The organism is Nocardia wallacei, assembly GCF_029868745.1.
GTDB lineage: Bacteria > Actinomycetota > Actinomycetes > Mycobacteriales > Mycobacteriaceae > Nocardia > Nocardia wallacei_B.
In genome coordinates this window covers 13,290-29,595 of record NZ_JARWOP010000045.1, presented here as the reverse complement: position 1 = coordinate 29,595, position 16,306 = coordinate 13,290, and the positions used below count along the sequence as shown (strand labels likewise).

General features: G+C 67.8%; 15 protein-coding genes. 13 read left to right on the top strand and 2 right to left on the bottom strand.

Translation table 11 applies throughout. The features are described from left to right. Window positions 1-74: 74 nt before the first annotated feature. Entirely contained in the window at window positions 75-1,214 is a 1,140-nt protein-coding gene (locus QH470_RS02310; protein ID WP_280270565.1) for an amidohydrolase family protein, read from the bottom strand. 270 nt (window positions 1,215-1,484) lie between these two features. Here QH470_RS02310 and QH470_RS02305 point away from each other — a divergent pair, with 270 nt between their 5' ends. Genes QH470_RS02305 through QH470_RS02265 form a run of 9 tightly spaced genes read left to right on the top strand, consistent with a single transcriptional unit; the run spans window position 1,485 to window position 10,717 of the window. Then, window positions 1,485-2,780, top strand: a complete 1,296-nt coding sequence (locus QH470_RS02305) for an MlaD family protein (RefSeq protein WP_280270564.1) — start codon at window positions 1,485-1,487, stop codon at window positions 2,778-2,780. Next, a complete protein-coding gene (locus tag QH470_RS02300) occupies window positions 2,777-3,814 on the top strand; it encodes an MlaD family protein (protein ID WP_280270563.1) in 1,038 nt (345 codons plus the stop codon). Before QH470_RS02305 ends, QH470_RS02300 begins: the two co-directional genes overlap by 4 nt. A gap of 5 nt (window positions 3,815-3,819) precedes the next feature. Further along, entirely contained in the window at window positions 3,820-4,872 is a 1,053-nt protein-coding gene (locus QH470_RS02295) for an MCE family protein (protein WP_280270562.1), read from the top strand. After that, the gene (locus QH470_RS02290; protein ID WP_280270561.1) at window positions 4,869-5,978 is read left to right on the top strand and encodes an MCE family protein; all 1,110 of its coding nucleotides are present in this window, start codon (window positions 4,869-4,871) and stop codon (window positions 5,976-5,978) included. Before QH470_RS02295 ends, QH470_RS02290 begins: the two co-directional genes overlap by 4 nt. Then, entirely contained in the window at window positions 5,975-7,090 is a 1,116-nt protein-coding gene (locus QH470_RS02285; protein ID WP_280270560.1) for an MCE family protein, read from the top strand. The genes QH470_RS02290 and QH470_RS02285 overlap by 4 nt, the downstream gene beginning before the upstream one ends. Next, on the top strand, window positions 7,087-8,385 hold the full coding sequence (locus QH470_RS02280) for an MlaD family protein (protein ID WP_280270559.1): 1,299 nt from the start codon (window positions 7,087-7,089) through the stop codon (window positions 8,383-8,385). Before QH470_RS02285 ends, QH470_RS02280 begins: the two co-directional genes overlap by 4 nt. A gap of 31 nt (window positions 8,386-8,416) precedes the next feature. Beyond that, window positions 8,417-8,995, top strand: a complete 579-nt coding sequence (locus tag QH470_RS02275; RefSeq protein WP_280270558.1) for a hypothetical protein — start codon at window positions 8,417-8,419, stop codon at window positions 8,993-8,995. 5 nt (window positions 8,996-9,000) lie between these two features. Continuing rightward, window positions 9,001-9,861: an MlaE family ABC transporter permease gene (locus QH470_RS02270; protein ID WP_280270557.1), complete on the top strand. Its 861-nt coding sequence runs from the start codon at window positions 9,001-9,003 to the stop codon at window positions 9,859-9,861. Between the two features lies 1 nt (window position 9,862). Next, window positions 9,863-10,717: an ABC transporter permease gene (locus QH470_RS02265; RefSeq protein ID WP_280270556.1), complete on the top strand. Its 855-nt coding sequence runs from the start codon at window positions 9,863-9,865 to the stop codon at window positions 10,715-10,717. Window positions 10,718-10,726: 9 nt separating this feature from the next. Here QH470_RS02265 and QH470_RS02260 read toward each other — a convergent pair whose 3' ends face one another. Next, complete coding sequence (locus QH470_RS02260; protein ID WP_280270555.1) at window positions 10,727-11,365, bottom strand: TetR/AcrR family transcriptional regulator; 639 nt, start codon at window positions 11,363-11,365, stop codon at window positions 10,727-10,729. Between the two features lie 132 nt (window positions 11,366-11,497). Between QH470_RS02260 and QH470_RS02255 the strand changes: the two genes are divergently transcribed. The 4 genes from QH470_RS02255 (at window position 11,498) to QH470_RS02240 (ending at window position 16,281) form a co-directional block, all read left to right on the top strand. After that, window positions 11,498-12,631: a VOC family protein gene (locus QH470_RS02255; RefSeq protein ID WP_280270554.1), complete on the top strand. Its 1,134-nt coding sequence runs from the start codon at window positions 11,498-11,500 to the stop codon at window positions 12,629-12,631. Beyond that, the gene (locus tag QH470_RS02250; protein ID WP_280270553.1) at window positions 12,628-13,566 is read left to right on the top strand and encodes a fumarylacetoacetate hydrolase family protein; all 939 of its coding nucleotides are present in this window, start codon (window positions 12,628-12,630) and stop codon (window positions 13,564-13,566) included. Before QH470_RS02255 ends, QH470_RS02250 begins: the two co-directional genes overlap by 4 nt. Next, window positions 13,563-15,101: a bifunctional 3-(3-hydroxy-phenyl)propionate/3-hydroxycinnamic acid hydroxylase MhpA gene (gene mhpA, locus QH470_RS02245; protein WP_280270552.1), complete on the top strand. Its 1,539-nt coding sequence runs from the start codon at window positions 13,563-13,565 to the stop codon at window positions 15,099-15,101. The genes QH470_RS02250 and mhpA overlap by 4 nt, the downstream gene beginning before the upstream one ends. 175 nt (window positions 15,102-15,276) lie before the next feature. Beyond that, a complete protein-coding gene (locus tag QH470_RS02240) occupies window positions 15,277-16,281 on the top strand; it encodes a 3-oxoacyl-ACP synthase (RefSeq protein WP_280270551.1) in 1,005 nt (334 codons plus the stop codon). The last annotated feature ends 25 nt before the right edge of the window (window positions 16,282-16,306 follow it).

Here is a 16,306-nt window from a genome sequence, read left to right as displayed (position 1 = left end):
CGGGCGGGGGCGGCGCGCGCCGTTGGCGGGGGCGGGGGCGGCGCGCCGCCCCCCCCCCACGGCTTTTCGCGCTATCACGCGAGGGGGAGGCCTAGCAGGCGGCGGGCATTGTCGCCCATGAAGTCGTAGGTGCGCCGAATGTCCATGCCCTCGGCGTATTTCCAGTAGCCCTTCGGTTCGGCCAGACCTTCCGGATGCGGATAGTCCGATCCGAACATGACCTTGTCCCAGCCGACCGTGTCGACCACATCGGCGACGCAACCCTCCCAGAACGGGCTGACCCAGATATTGCGCCGGAAGACGTCGTGCGGGTGTTCGGGGAAGTTCTGGGGCATCTTCTTGTAGAGGTCTTCGAAGTCGTGGAACAGCGGATAGATCCACGAGCTGCCGTTCTCCACACTGGCGATGCGCAGCTTGGGGAATCGGGTCAGGGTGCCGTGGCAGATGAGGCTGGTGATCATGTCGGCGATCTCGCGGTGTCCCAGGGCCATCCAGCGAAACGCGCTCTGCGCCATGAAGCTCGCGGTGTGCGGCGGCTCCCACTTGGCGATGTACTCGTCCAGCGGTGGGTAGCTCGCGTGCAGCACGATCGGCAGGCCGGCGGTCTCGACATCGCGCCAGAACGGATCGAATTCGGGCAGCGCGGGCGAGCGCCACCCGTGCAGGCCGTGCACCGGCCCGGGCTTGATCAGCGCCACCCGCGCGCCGTGGGCCAGGATGTATTCCAGCTCGCGCCGTGCCGCGTCGACCTCGGACAGATTGATGATCGGTGTCGAGTAGATGCGACCGGCGTAGTCGAAGGTCCAGTGCTCGGCCATCCACTGGTTGAGGGCGTGGATGATCGCCAGGCTCAGCTGGGGGTCCTCGGCCGCGGAATGCTCGACCAGGCTGGCCAGAGTCGGATAGTTCAGTGCCTCGACCACGCCCTGGCGGTCGAGTTCGGCGATCCGATCCACCGGGTTGCGGGTGGCGGCGGGCGCTTCGATGGAGTGGCCCTGCATCTCTCGCAGTGTGAGTCCCTCGGTGTTCTCGCCCGCGAAGAACTTCTCGTGCGCGCCGGGGGCGGCGACACGTTCGAAGGTCGGGTTCGGGATGAAGTCGGTGACCCTGTTGTTGATCACGATCCGGGTCTGCCGGCCGATCTGCGCGTACTGCACGGCGCCCGCGTACTGCGCGGGGAGATACCTGGTCAGCGCATCGGGGGTCTCGTACATGTGCTGATCGGCGTCGAAGATCGGCGCATCTCGAAACGGGGCTTCGGTTCGGCTCACGAGCGCATTCCTCCAGGGCCGGAAGCCGTCCGCGACGGCTTGGTCCGGCATCGGTTCCATCCACTGCCGTGGTTTCTCTACGAGTTGGCGAAACAGTCCATGTAACTGTAATTGATACGGTACCTTTTCCGGTAGTTCGGTTTCGATCGGAAAGGGAGCCAGATGCGCAGCCCAGGGAACGTAGTGGCTCGCCGCGATGGCGGGGGGTGAACGATGCCGAGCGTCTTCGATCCCGATGGACGGGGAGCCTCCGCTCCGCGCCTGCTGCTGACCGGGATCTGCTTCCTCGCCGCCATCGCGGTCGCCGTGGCGGCCATGATCGCGGTGTCGCGCGGCGCATTACGCGAGACCGTGGTGGTCACCGCGCTGATGGCCGACGCCGGTGACGGTCTGCCGCCGAAGTCGGATGTGAAGTTCCAGGGAGTGCGGGTCGGATCGGTCGTCGAGGTGACACCGACGGCCGAGATCGGCGGCAACGCCGTCCGCATCCAGCTGGATCCGCGGTACGCGAATCGGGTGCCCGCCACGGTGACCGCGCGCGTCGTGCCGAGCAACGTGTTCGCGGTGCCGTCGGTGCAATTGGTCTACAACGGTGAGGCGCCCGCCGTGACCTCCGGGGCGACCATCGCGCAGGACCGCAGCCTGTCGGCCGTGCGGCTGCAATCCTCGCTGGATCAGTTCCGCCACATCCTGGACGCTGTGGGCCGGGAGCAATCGGACGAGGCCGTCGGCATGCTGGCGACCCTGGCCGAGGCCACCGCGGGCCGTGGCGCCGCGATCGAGGACGCGGGGGCCCGCCTGCTCGAGATCGTCAGGGAACTGGGCAAGGTCGTCTCCCTCCGGGAAGCGCCGTCGACGCTCGACGCGCTGGCGGCGGCGCTGCGGTCGGTGCAGGCGACGGCGCCGGAACTGCTCGACACGCTGCATCACGCGATCTCGCCGCTGCTGACCCTCGCCCAGCAGCGGCAGCAACTCGCCGACCTGCTCACCGGCGGATTGCACACGTCCGGCACCGTCGAGGCGGCACTGGCGCACAACGCCGACCGCATCATCGACATCACCACGCACATGTCACCACCCCTCGCCGTACTCGGCGACGGCGCAAGCCATTTCACCCAGATGACCACCTCGCTCACCAGGACCACAGGATTGTTCAGCGATCAGGTCTTCGATCCCCAGGCGCAGATGATGGTGGGCAAGGCGATCGTGCAGTTCACGCCGAACCGCCGGTACGACCGTGCGGATTGCCCGCGATACGGCGACCTGGCGGGCCCGAGTTGCTCGACCGCGCCGGTGACGGCACCCGAGGCGGCGGCGCTGCCGTCCGGATTCCGGCCGGACATGTTCCGGCCGGTCGATATCGGGCCGGTGGGCAGTCCCGAGGAGCAGCGGCGGATCGCCGGCATTCTCGGCGGAACGCCGAATGCCGCCGCCGACATCCTTTTCGGTCCGCTCGCGCGGGGAACGACCGTCACGGTTTCGCCCGACCCGAATGGCGGCCCTCGATGAGCTATCGCAGGTCGCTCCTCGTGCTGATCGTTTTCGCCGTCGTGTCGGCCGTGCTGATCTGGACCGTCACGGTCATCCTGGACCGTGGCGTCGGCGGCGCCACCGCGAAGTATTCGGCTCAGTTCACCGATGTCTCGGGCCTGCGGGTCGGTGACGACGTCCGGGTCGCGGGAGTGCGCGTGGGCCGGGTCGACTCCATCGGGCTCGACGGGTCCCGCGCCCGCGTGGGATTCGAGGTGCAGAACGATCAGACGCTGTACGGGGACACGGTCGTGTCGGTCACCTATCAGAATCTGATCGGCCAGCGTTATCTCGGTCTGGCGCGGGGCGGCAAGGGTGCTCCGGCGCCGCTGCCGGCCGGAGCCGTTGTCCCCGTGGAGAATACGGAGCCGTCGTTCGATATCTCGAAACTGCTCAAGGGTTTCGAGCCGTTGTTCGGCACGATAGACCGCACCGCGATCGACAACATCACCGATGCGCTCATCAAGGCGCTGCAGGGCGACAACGGTTCGCTCACGGCACTGATCGCCCAGACGACCCAGCTGGCACAATCGTTCGCCGGACCGGACGACGTGCTGGGACAGGTGATCGCGAATCTCACCACGATCGTGGGCAATCTGGCCGCACAGAGCGGCAACCTCACCACCGTGATCGAGCGGACCCGGTCCGTGTTCGACGGGCTGGAGAAGAACAAGCAGACCTTGCTCGGCTCGGTGGATCAGGCGTCCCGGGTCGTCGACCGGGCGGCGCAACTCGCGCGGGCGGACGCGCCGATGCTGGACGAATTTCTCCGCCGCGAGCCAGGGTTCACACAACATTTCCTGGACAACGAATACAAATTCGAATTCATGGGCGACAACCTCCCGCTGGTGCTGAAGGGACTGGCGCGGCTGGCGCAGAGCGGCGCGTACGTCGATGCCTATGTCTGCGATGTGTCGTTCTCGATGGTGCCCGGCCTGGCGCCACTGATTCCGGAGATCGTCGGGGCGCTGACGCCCGGCGGTGTCCCCGCACATACGGCGAAATGCAGGTGAACCGGATGTCGTGGCGAAAGACCGTGGCGCGTCGCCGAATTCGGGGACGGACGCTCGAGGAATACAACCCGGCCTGGCTCGGTACGCTGGCGATCGCGGCACTCGTCGTGGCCGTCGCCGTCGCATTGACGATCAATTCGCTGAGTATCGGCGACAAGCGGATCGAGGCGGATTTCGCCCAGGCCGCGCAGCTCGGCGTCGGAGATCAGGTCACCGTGGCCGGGGTGCCGGTCGGCAGTGTGGCGCGCGTGCGGCTGGCGGGCGACCATGTCGCCGTAACCCTGAGCATCGGCGCCGATGTCCACCTCGGCGCGGACACCACCGCATCGATCAAGCTCACCACGCTGCTGGGCAATCGCTACGTCGAATTGGCGCCCGCCGGCTCCGGCTCACTGGTCTCCGGCCGAATACCCTTGGCACACACCAGCGTTCCCTATGACCTCCAATCAGCGCTGTCCGATGCGACGAAGACCTTCGACCAGGTCGATGCCGACCAGGTCGCCACCGCGCTGACCGATCTGTCGGGCCGGCTCGACGGCTTGCCACAGCTGATCCCGTCGGTGCTGCAGAACATCAGCACGCTCTCGAGCGTGATCGCCGAACGCCGGGGCCAGATCGGCGCGCTGCTGGACAGCACGAGCCGGCTGACGACCGCGATCGAGAACCAGCGGGCGAATCTCGGGGCATTGTTCACCCAGGGCAGTGGCCTGCTCCAGGACATTCTGGCCCACAAGCAGGCGATCGAGACGATGATCGCGGCCACCACCACCTTGGTGAATACTCTGAAGCCGCTCGCGGTCGACGATCAGCCGCAGATCCAATCCCTGCTGACCAACCTGAGCGCGATGACGGGCAAGCTCAGCCGCCACGACGACCTGATGCGCAACATTCTGGAAATCCTCCCGGTGCCGTGGCGATCGTGGGCGAACCTGACCGGCACCGGACCGGAAATGGACGTGAACGCCCCCAGCGGAGCCTTCGTCGACTCGTTCATGTGCGCGCTCGTCCTGCGGGCGCCGCAAGCCCGCATCTCCCCGTACTCCGAGGACTGCAAATGACGCGTTTGTCTCGGCCGGCCAAGCTGGCATTCCTCGGGGCGGCCGCGGCCGTGGTGGCGGCCGCGAGCGTTCCGGTGACGCGAATGGGGAACACCACGATCAATGTCGTCGCTCGATTCGACAATGCCGCCGGCCTCTATGCCGGGAATCCGGTGGACGTGCTCGGGATGCGCGTGGGAGAGATCTCCGGCATCGTCCAGCGCGGCACGTATATCGACGTGACGATGTCGATCGACAAGTCGGTGCCGATTCCCGCCGACGCCATGGCGGTGACGGTATCGGATTCGGTGCTCACCGATCGGCACATCGAGTTCACCCCGGCCTATCGCGGCGGGCCGACGCTGCCGGACGGCGCGGTGCTCGACACCGGACGAACGCGGACACCGATCGAATTCGACAGTGTCCTCGCGATGGCCGACAAACTCTCCCGATCGCTCGCCGGAGACGGTAAGGGGAACGGCCCGGTCGCGGACATCGTCGGGGTCGGCGCGTCCGTCGCGACGGGTAACAATGCGAACCTCAAAGCCGCACTGGATCAACTGTCGCGGGCGTTGCGGAGGGGAAACGACAGCGGCGCGGCCACCCAGGACGCCATCACGAAGATCGTGAACAACCTGAACACCTTGTCGGCCGCGGCGGCGGGCAACGACCAGAAGATCCGGGACTTCGGCAGCGCGGTGCACCAGATGAGCACACTGCTCGCCGATCTGAATCTCGGCACGGGCGATACCGGGACGGAGCTTGTCGAGATCCTCACCGCGACAACCGATCTCATGGAGAAGAACAGGGACGCGCTGCGCTCGACCGCGGCCGGAGCGGATGTCCTGTTCAAGAGCCTGGCCGACTACAACCGGAATATCGCCGAATTCCTCGATGTGTTTCCGCTCGTCACCGACAACGCCTATCGCGTGATCGATCAGGAGGCGGGCGCCGCCCGGGTGCACGCGAACGTGGACAAGATCGCCCTGGACGGGCAGATGGTGAAGGAGGTGTGCAACCTGCTGGGTCTGAAACAGCTGGGCTGCGACACCGGGAAAGCGTCGGATATGGGACCCGATTTCGGGGTGGTGGCCATGCTGGCCGGAATAGCGGGTCTGCCGGAATGAGTATCGGAATTCTTCGCCGCGGCCTGACCGCCGTCATCGTGCTGTCGGCGATCTCGGTCACCTCGTGTGCGGTGGGAACGGAACGACTCCCGTTGCCCGCGCCCTCGGTCGGACCGCACAGCTACACCGTGACCGCCACGTTCGGCAATGCGCTGAATCTCCCCGCCAAGGCCGAGGTGAAGGTGAACGGCGCCGGGGTCGGCAAGGTCGAGGGAATGCGCGCGCGCGATTACGCGGCGGTCGTCACGATGCGGATTCGACCGGAGGTGACACTGCCGGTCGGCACGGCCGCCGAACTCCGGTCCGCCACGCCGCTGGGCGATGTCTTCGTCGCGCTGGTGCCGCCGGCCGCCGGACTGCCGGGCGCTCCGGTCCTGCGTGACGGCGACAGCATCCCGGAATCGTCGACCTCGGCCGCGGCGACGATCGAGGACGTGCTGAGCCGGGCGGCGCTCCTGGTCAACGGCGGCGTGATGCGGGATCTGACCAAGGTCGTCAACGGGCTGGGCGCCGAATTCGGGGGACGCGGGGATCGCCTGGGCGACTTGATCGCCGAGACCACGACGCTGGTACAGACGCTCTCCCGGCGCTCGGAACAGATCCGGGCGGCAGTGCGAGACACCGGCGCGCTGGCGGAGACCGTGGCGGCGCAGCAGTCGACGGTGAACGACGCCGTGGCCGCGGCCGGTCCGGCGCTGGCCGTGGTCGGGGAGAGCACACAGAGCCTTGCCGACCTCGCGGCGCGATTCGCCGGGATCGCCGGGCAACTCGAGAAGTTTCCCTCGGTGAACGGCACGGGGGACCGGAGCATCATCGCCGATCTGAACAATCTCGCGGCCGGACTGAACGCCGCGGCCGAGAACCCCGACGCCAATCTGGACAACCTCAACAAAGGTATAGCCACGGTCGGTGGCAAGGTGGCCTCGTCCACGGCCGCGAGCCCGGCCGGTGTCGATATCTATCAACTCGCGCTCGGCGTCGTGCCGGACCCCAATTTCCCCGGCAATCCGGAATCGAAGATCCCCGACCGGGCGGACTGGGCGAATTTCGTCGGATCGCTGGCCTACACGCTGCAGCGCTTGCACGACCGCGTGATCGGACCGGGACGATGACACGCCGGGAATCGTTGCCGGCCATCGGTTTCCGCGTGCTGGACCGGTCGGCGGGTGCGGTGGTGACGGGCATCGACGCCCTGTTCCGGCGCCGGCTCACCGTGTCCTGGGTCGCGTTGGTGCTCACGCTGGTCCTGGGCGCGGGGTATCTCACCTTCGGAGCGCTGCGGACGAACCCTTTCCGGTCGAGTTACCAGGTACGGATTCACCTGGCCCAATCGGGCGGGTTGCTGCCGAATCAGGATGTGACCATTCGCGGTCAACGGGTCGGGCGGGTGGCGTCGGTCGATATCGAGCGCGGGCGCGTCGTGGTGGACGCGGCGATCGACTCCTCGGCCGAGATACCGGCCGACACCACGGTGCGGGTGGCCTCGTTGTCCGCCGCCGGCGAGCAATATCTGGACTTCGTCCCGGCGGCCGGCGGCGGACCATTTCTCGCGGACGGGTCGGTCGTCGAATCCGATCGGACATCCACGCCGGTCACGCTGGCGCAGCTGCTGGGTGACGCGAACGGCGCCATCGTTCAGCTCGATCCGGCGAAGCTGGCCACGATCTCCCGGGAGCTGGGCGCCGGTTCGCAGGCGCCCGAGAAGCTGGCAGCGATCATCGACGGCGGCACGTTCCTGATCAGCACGCTCGGTGCCGTGCTGCCGCAGACTGTGAGCCTGTTGCGCCACAGCGAGATCGTCTTGTCGACGGTCCGCGACACGGGCCCGGGGCTCACGGCGACCGTTGCCGAGATGAATCGCGTCGCGTCCGGGGTGGAATCGATGACGGACGGCTACGCGACATTGCTCGGCACGGGCCCGCGGGCATTGCAGACCATGGATCGGATCATCGCGGACAACTCGCCCACGATGGTCCAGTTACTGGGCAACCTCGCGACGGTCGCGCAGATGTCGTACGCGCATGTGCCGGCGTTTCAAGAGTTCTTCTTTCCCCAGCAGCGCGACGGTTCCGCGGTGGATGCGATAGGGAAAGCCTTCCACGACAACGCGGTGTGGGCGCTGGTCAACATCTATCCCCGCAAGCAGTGTGACTACGACCTGCCACGGCGGGCCGCCACCGACGCGAGCTTCCCGGAACCGTATCTGTACGCCTACTGCACGGACCCGGATCCGAGCATGGTCGTGCGAGGCGCGCGGAACGCCCCGCGTCCCCCGGGAGACGACACGGCCGGACCGCCGCCGGGAGTGGATCCGCTGGCGACCGCGGCCGCCACGCCGCAGCAGCCCCGGACCGTGCCGACGCCCTACGGCGGGATTCCCCAACCGGCGTACGTGCCACCTCGGTAGCCAACGATCCACGACAGTGAGGAGCGATCCGATGCCGAATACATCATCGGGACGAGTGCTGGAAAAGCCTGAGACGGAAGAGGATTCGGCCGACGAGGCGCCCGACACGGGCACACCGTCGCCGTCCCCGCGGCGTTCCCTGCGCGCGGCCGTCGCCGTGGTCGCCGTCGTAGTGATCGGGTTGTCGGTGTGTGCCGGAGTGTTCGGCTGGAAACTGAAGGAGCGCAACGAGATCGATGCCGCGGGTCGCGCGGCGTCGGCGACCGCGCAGAATTACGCCGTCACGCTCACCAGTATCGATTCGCGGCATATCGACCAGAACTTCACCGATGTGTTGAACGGCGCCACCGGCGAATTCAAGGACATGTACTCGAAATCGAGTGAGCAGCTGAAGCAATTGCTCATCGACAACAAGGCCGTGAGCAAGGGGAAGGTGGTCGGCGTCGCCATCAGATCCGCCTCGACGGAACGGGTCGAGGTGATGTTGTTCGTCGATCAGGAGGTCACCAACGCCGCCAGCCCCGACCCTCGCCTGGATCGCAGTCGCATTGTCATGACCATGCAGCGGGCCGGGGATCGGTGGCTGGCCGGCAAAGTGGAGATGGTCTGATCACCATGAGCGCCAACGAGATTCGTGCGCCGCGGACCTCCGCTCCGGTCGGCCGGATCACCTCCTGGGGGAGCGGCTATCTGCGGCGGCATCCGATCGCGTCCCTCGAGACGGTCGGGGCGCAGTTCGTCATGGGTGTTCGCGCGGTGCAGTATCTGGTCGCCGATATCGCGACCGGGCGGTTCGCCTTTCACGAATTCGTGCGGCAGGCCGCGTTCATGGTCAAGACCTCGTATGTGCCGACCGTCGCGGTGGCGCTGCCCATCAGCGCGACCCTGTCGATCCAGTTCGGGCTCATCGCCGGTCAGGTGGGCGCCACCTCGCTGGCTGGTGCGTCGAGCGGCCTCGCGGTGATCCGGCAGGCCGCGCCCGTGGTGACCGCGCTGCTGCTGGCCGCGGCGGTGGGCTCGGCGATCTGTGCCGATCTCGGTTCCCGGACCATCCGGGAGGAGATCGACGCCCTGCAGGTCATGGGCGTCTCGGTGATTCGCAGGCTGGTGGTGCCGCGGGTGGCCGCGGGGGTGGTCGTCGCGGTCGGGCTCACCGGATTGAGCGCGTTCGTCGGTTTTCTCGCCGGATACCTGTTCAACGTCTATGTCCAGGGTGGAACGCCGGGCAGCTTCGTGGCGACGTTCTCCTCGTTCGCGACCATCGGCGACATGTATCTGGCGGTGGTCAAGGCAGTGGTGTTCGGGCTGATCGTGACCGTTGTCGCCTGCCAGAAGGGATTGAGCACCAAGGGCGGACCCGGCGGGGTCGCCGATTCGGTCAATGCGACCGTGGTGGCGTCCATCGTGCTGCTCATGGTGGTCAATGTGGGCTTCACGCAGATATACACCATGCTTTTCCCGCGAGCGGCGCTCTGACATGGCGGCTACGTATTATCCGCTCGGCCTCGGCCGCGTGCTCCGCGCGGCCGAGCCGCCGACGCGAGAAATCATGCGGCTCGGGCACATGGCCCTGTTCTTCGTGCGGGCGGTGTCGTCGATTCCGGTGGTGTTGCGCCATTACCGCAAGGAATTCTTGCGCCTGATCTCGATGGTCACCTGGGGCAACGGTTCGCTGATAGTCGGCGGCGGCACGGCCGGCATCGTCGTCGTGCTCGGTGCCAGCGCGGGCGCCCTGGTCGGGATCGAAGGGTACAACGCGCTGAAATTGCTGGGCCTCGGCCCGGCGACCGGTCTGATCTCCGCGACCGCGTCGACGCGGGAACTCGCGCCGATCATGGCCTCCATCGCCTTCGCCGCGCAGGCGGGCTGCCGGTTCACCGCGCAATTGGGCGCGATGCGCATCGCCGAGGAGATCGATGCGATGGAGTCGCTGGGTATCCGATCGGTGTCGTATCTGGTCACCACCCGGCTGATGGCGTCGGTATCGGCGATCGTCCCGCTGTATCTGGTGTGCCTGGCGATGAATTTTCTCGCGGTCCAGTTCGCCATCGGAATCGCCGGCAGCCAGGCGCCGGGCACCTACGACCATTACTTCCGCATGGTGCTGACCGGTACGGACATCTTGTATTCGCTGAGCAAGGCCGTCGTATTCGTCGTGATCACCACGACGATCCAATGCTATTTCGGTTATTACGCCACCGGCGGTCCGGAGGGAGTCGGCATCGCGGCGGGCCGGGCCATGCGCGCGAGCATCACGGTGATGATCTGTGTCAACCTGCTCATGACACTGTCGCTGTGGGGGTTCGACGCCGGGGCGCGGATCAGCGGGTAGCCGCCGACCTCATCGATCGAGCGGAGGCAACGGGGCGCGGCAGATCCGGTGCGCGTCGTCCGGCGGAAGTCCGAACATGCGGAGCAGATCCTCGGCCACCTGATCCGTGGCCTCGGCGTCATCGCGCTCCGGATCGTCGTGGAGCAGGCGGCCGAGCGCGAGGGTGGCCCCGGCGACGACGGTCATGGCCAATTCCGGGTCCCGGACCTCGAATCGGCCGGCGCGGGCCGCCGCTTCGATATCGCGGCGAGCCCGGGGCGCGAGCCCCTTGGCGGACCTCATGAGGTTGAGTCCGTCGTTGAGCAGGACCTTGCTGAGGGTGGGATTGAGGCGGTGCATGCGCCCGGTGAGGCGAAAGCTCTGGGCGAAAACCTGCGCGGGGTCCTCGATGTTCTCGCACAGCACGTCGAGTAGCGCGCCGTGCCGGTCGAGCGCCTCCTCGACCGCCGCGTGGAACAGTTCCTCACGGCTGCGGAAGTGGTTGTAGAACGAGCCCATGCCGACGTCGGCGGCTTGGGTGATCTCGAGGATCGGCACGTTGAGCTTGCCCTCGGCCAGCAGCGCCTGCGCGGCGCCGACGAGTGCCGCCCGGGTTCGCGCCTTGCGGCGTTCCAGACGGTTTGGTTCCGAACCGGTCTGCACGGACATGGCTGCTCACCTCTCCTGACGCACTCACCCGCGATCCTATCCTCCGGGTCAGTTCTGACGAAATTGTCACATACCTTGACTGATGATCGGTTCGTAAGTGACGATATCCTCATTAAAGGAAGGGAGTGGTCGATGAGCGGCCATCGCGATGCGCACAGCGGCCTGCACAGCGAGCACGGGTCGCTGGCGGGCGAGCATCCCGGACGGGCGCGTGATCCGGTAATCAAAGTGTTCGATCTCGCCTGGCTGGAGTTCGAGAAGCCCGACCTGGACGTGGCCGAAACCTTCGCGCACGCTTTCGGATTCGTGACGGCGACGCGTACGGCCGATCGACTGCATCTGCGGGGTATGGACCCGGGCTCGCCCTGTGTGCTCATCCGCCGGAGCGCCCGTTCGCGGTTCGTCGGTCCGGCGTTCCGCGCCGCCGATTCCGCCGACCTGTCACGGCTGGCGGCAGCGACCGAATCGCGGCCCGTGCCGCTGCCGGAGGAACTCGGCGGGTTGTCCGTCGATCTCACCGATCCGAGTCACCTGCGGGTGCGGGTGGTCGCGGAGACGCACGAACTGCCGGGCTTGCCGACGCAACAGCCGCAGGTGCTGAACACCGGGCGGGAGATGGTGCGTATCAACGCCGTCCAGCGACCGCCGCGGGTGCCGGCGCGCGTGCAACGGCTCGGGCACGTCGTCGTGCAGACGACCAGGTACCGGGAAACCCTCGACTGGTACCTGCGGTACCTGGGCCTGATCGTCAGTGATTTTCTCTACTACCCGGGCCGGCGCGAGCACGGCCCGGTCATGAGCTTCATTCGCTGCGACCGCGGTCTCACCCCGGCTGATCACCACACGCTGGCCCTGACGCTGGGCCCCTCGAACCGATACGTGCATTCGGCGTACCAGGTCGCGGACCTGGATGCGCTCGCCGCGGGCGGGGAATACCTGCGCGAACGGGGCTATCGGCGGTCGTGGGGGATCGGCCGCCATATCCAGGGCAGCCAGATCTTCGACTACTGGCGAGATCCCGAGGGGTTCATGGTCGAGCACTTCAGCGATGGCGACATGTTCGACTGCACGCTCGAGCCGGGATGGGCGCCGATGACCGCGACCGGTCTCGCGCAATGGGGCCCGCCCGCGACCAAGGACTTCCTGGGCATCGCGCCCGGCCGCGAATCGCTGCGCGAACTGCGCGCGATCGCCGGTGCGCTGCGCGAGGACAACGAATTCGATCTCCGCCGCCTGCGCGGCCTGTGGAAAGTAGCCAATTCATGACCCTTTCCGTGCTCCGGACCGCCGACGCCTGGTGGGTGCGGACACCCGCCGGCGCCGCCCGCGTCGACACCGCGGCCACCACCACGCGCGAACTGCTGGCCGATCGGCAGGCGGTCACCGCGGCCGCGGCGAGCGCGGACACCGTGGCGGTCGACAGCCTGGCGCTGGTCTCGCCCGTGACGGCGCCGTGCCGGGTGGTGGCCCAGATGACGAATATCGCTTCCCACGTGCGAGATTCGGGTATGAATCCGGATACGGTGCCGCTGACCTTCTTCCGGAAGACGTCCGGGTCGATCAGCGGCCCGTTCGACGATGTGGTGCGCCCGGCGCACGTGCGGCTGCTGGACTACGAGGTGGAGATCGGCCTGGTTTTCGGCCGGGAGATGCCGGTCGGTTCCGACATCACGGCCGAGAATCTCACGGAGTATGTCGCGGGTCTGGTGGTGACCAACGATGTGTCGGCCCGCGACGTGCAACTGCCCAAAACCCAGTTCTACGAAGGGAAGTCGTATCCGACGTTCACACCCGTCGGTCCGGCGCTGGTGCTGCTGGACGCGGCGGAGCTACGGCGGTTCACCGAGCTGCGGCTGCGCTTGTGGGTCGACGGTGAGCTGCGCCAGAACATGACCGTCGCCGATATGATCTACCGGCCCCTGGAGACACTGCGCGCATTGACCCGGTTCCAGCGCATGGATGCCGGTGATCTGCTGCTCACCGGAACCCCGGTGGGCACCGCACTGAGCGCACCGCCCAGACCGGTGGAGATCCTCGGATCGTTGTTGCCGCCGAAGGTGAAGTGGCGCTTGTTCTTCCGTGGTCAGGCCAAGAATCCGAAGTACCTGCACGACGGCGCCGTGGTCGAGGCCGCGATCGGCACCGATGACGGCGCGCTCGACCTGGGTCGGCAGCGCACGATCGTGAGGCACGCCCCGTGAGCGGCAACGTTCCGGTGGTTCTCGTCGGGGCCGGTCCCACCGGGCTCACCGCGGCGACACTGCTCGCGCGGTACGGCATCGAATGCCTCGTGCTGGAGCGCTGGGACGGTATCTATCCGCAGCCGCGGGCGGTGCACCTCGACGGCGAGATCCGGCGCATCCTGCAATGCCTCGACGTGGGGGAGGAATTCGACGCCATCTCCCGGCCGGCGCTGGGGCTACGGTTGCTGGACCGGCACATGCGGGTGCTCGCGCAGTTCGACCGCGATCCGTCCGGCGGCCGCAACGGTCACCCGGAGGCGAATCTGTTCGACCAGCCGGACCTGGAGGCGGTGCTGCGCGCCAACCTGCGAAGGTATCCGCGGGTGACGGTGCGCGGCAACGCGGAGGTGGTGGGTATCGCCGTCGAAACCGACGGTGTCCGAGTCGATTTCGTCGACCGGCCGAGCGGCACGACGGATTCGGTGCGAGCGCGGTACCTGCTGGGCTGCGACGGCGCCAACAGCCTCGTCCGGTCCGCGCTCGGCACCACGATGCGAGATCTGCGGTTCGACCAGCGCTGGCTGGTGGTGGACATCGCCACCACCGCCGAACTCGGCCGGTGGGACGGCGTGCACCAGATATGCGACCCGGTGCGCGCGGCCACGTACATGCGCATCGGGCGAACCCGTTACCGCTGGGAATTTCGGCTCCGGCCCGGTGAATCCGCCGCCGACTACGAGGATTTCGCCGACGTGCGGCCGCTGCTCGCGCCCTGGATCGAGGACATCGCGGCCGACGAGTTCGAGGTGGTGCGGGTGGCGGAGTACACCTTCCGCGCCCGGCTGGCGGACCGCTGGCGTCAGGGCCGGGTGTTCCTGCTCGGCGATGCCGCGCACCTCACCCCGCCGTTCATCGGTCAGGGGATGGGCGCGGGGCTGCGCGACGCGGCCAACCTCGCGTGGAAGCTGGCCGGTGTGCTGCGAGGCGAACTTCCGCCCGATGTGCTCGACACCTATGAGTCGGAACGAAAACCACACGCGCGGACCATGATCCGGCTCGCGAAGCTCACCGGCGTGACCATGACGGCGGGTGGCGAGACCGGCGATCGCCTGCGTGGCTGGATCGCGCCACAGCTGCCCCGGGTGCCCGGTCTGGCGGGTGCGATCCTCAGTGGAGAGTCGCCGCCCCTGCATCGTTCCGCGCTCGTCCGCGCACCGTGGATGCGCCGCGGACTCGTCGGCCGGTTGATCCCCAACGCACGACTTGCCGACGGTCGCCGCGTGGACGATGTCATCGCGGGCCGTTTCGCCGTCGTCACCGTGACTACCCCGACCGCGCGAGAGCGGGCGATCGCCGAACAGCGCGGCGTCGCCGTGCTGACGGCGGGACGGGGCACCGAGCTGCACCGCTGGCTGCGTCGCGCTCGCGCAGCGGCGGCCCTGATTCGTCCGGACGGAACGGTCCAGCGCTGCGGACGGGAGCTGCCGGCGCTGTGTGCCACGGCGCCTCGGTTCGCTCCGTGGGATGCCGCCGGGGAGGGGGCACGGGTCTAGTCGCCCGGACCCCAGGGTGATGTCCCGTCGAAACTCGATGTCTATCGGGGACCGGTGGCAGCGCCAAGACCCGAATTGATGCGGCTCGTGCGGGGACGGTGCGGTCCGGTTACGTGTCTTCCAACGAGTGTGACGGAAGACCGCGCGCGGAACGTCGCAGTAGAAGGAGTTCGTGATGAGCGTCAGGCTCGGTCCTGTCGCGCGGTGCATTCCCCATACCACGCAGGCGGTGGCGCGGTTGCCGGAGCTGGCGACGCGCACCGCGGCGCAGCGTGCGCACGCACTGAGCCTCGGTATCGACAGCGTGCCGGTCGCCGGGGAAATCGCGGCCGCCGACCTGGCATATACCGCCGCCGACACCGCGTTGCGCGAGGCCGGTCTCGCCGCCGCGGACCTCGACGCCCTGCTGCTGGTGCAGGGCCGCGCGCCGGACTACCTGCTGGCCTCCGAGGCCACGGCGCTGCAGCACCGGCTGGGCGCCGCGCGAGCATTCACCACGAGCATCGGCGATCTCGGCTGCGTCTCGGTGTCGGCGGCCGTCGAGATGGGCGCGGCGCTGCTGCGCGGCGGTGGCCGCTACCGCACTGTGCTGGTGGTGGCGGCCGCGACGGCACCGACCCGGGCGCGGTACCGGCCGCCGATGACCATCCTCGGCGACGGCGCGGCGGCCGTGCTGCTGACCACCGACGGCGCGGGCCGGTACGAACTGGTCGACCACATCGTCCGGAGTAACGGGCAATACGCGGATCTGTTCCGGATCGATTACCGCGATGTGCCCACCGCCGACTGGACCGAGGAGTGCGCCGACGAGACGGCCTACTCGTTCCGGCTCGCGGTGGAGAGCCGCAACCGGTTCGCCGACCTGCGGGCGGCGATGCTGTCCCGAAACAACCTGGGGCACACCGATATCGCGGCATACCTGATGCAGAACCTGGGCGCGGGAGCCATCGAATTCTGGCAGCAGGCCCTCGATGTGCCGATCGATCCGGTCTGCCGCCGCAACCTCGCCCGCTACGGCCATCTGGGCCCCGTCGACGTGCTGGTGAACGCCGAGGACGCGGCGGCCGCGCGAACGGCGGGCGACTACCTCATGGTGCTGAACTCCGCCCCGGTGGCGGCGTGGAGCCTCACGCTGCTGCGCCGCTTGCCCGATCCGCGGGAGGTGCGATGGGCCTGGTGATGGTCACTGCCGATCGCGGTCGAAT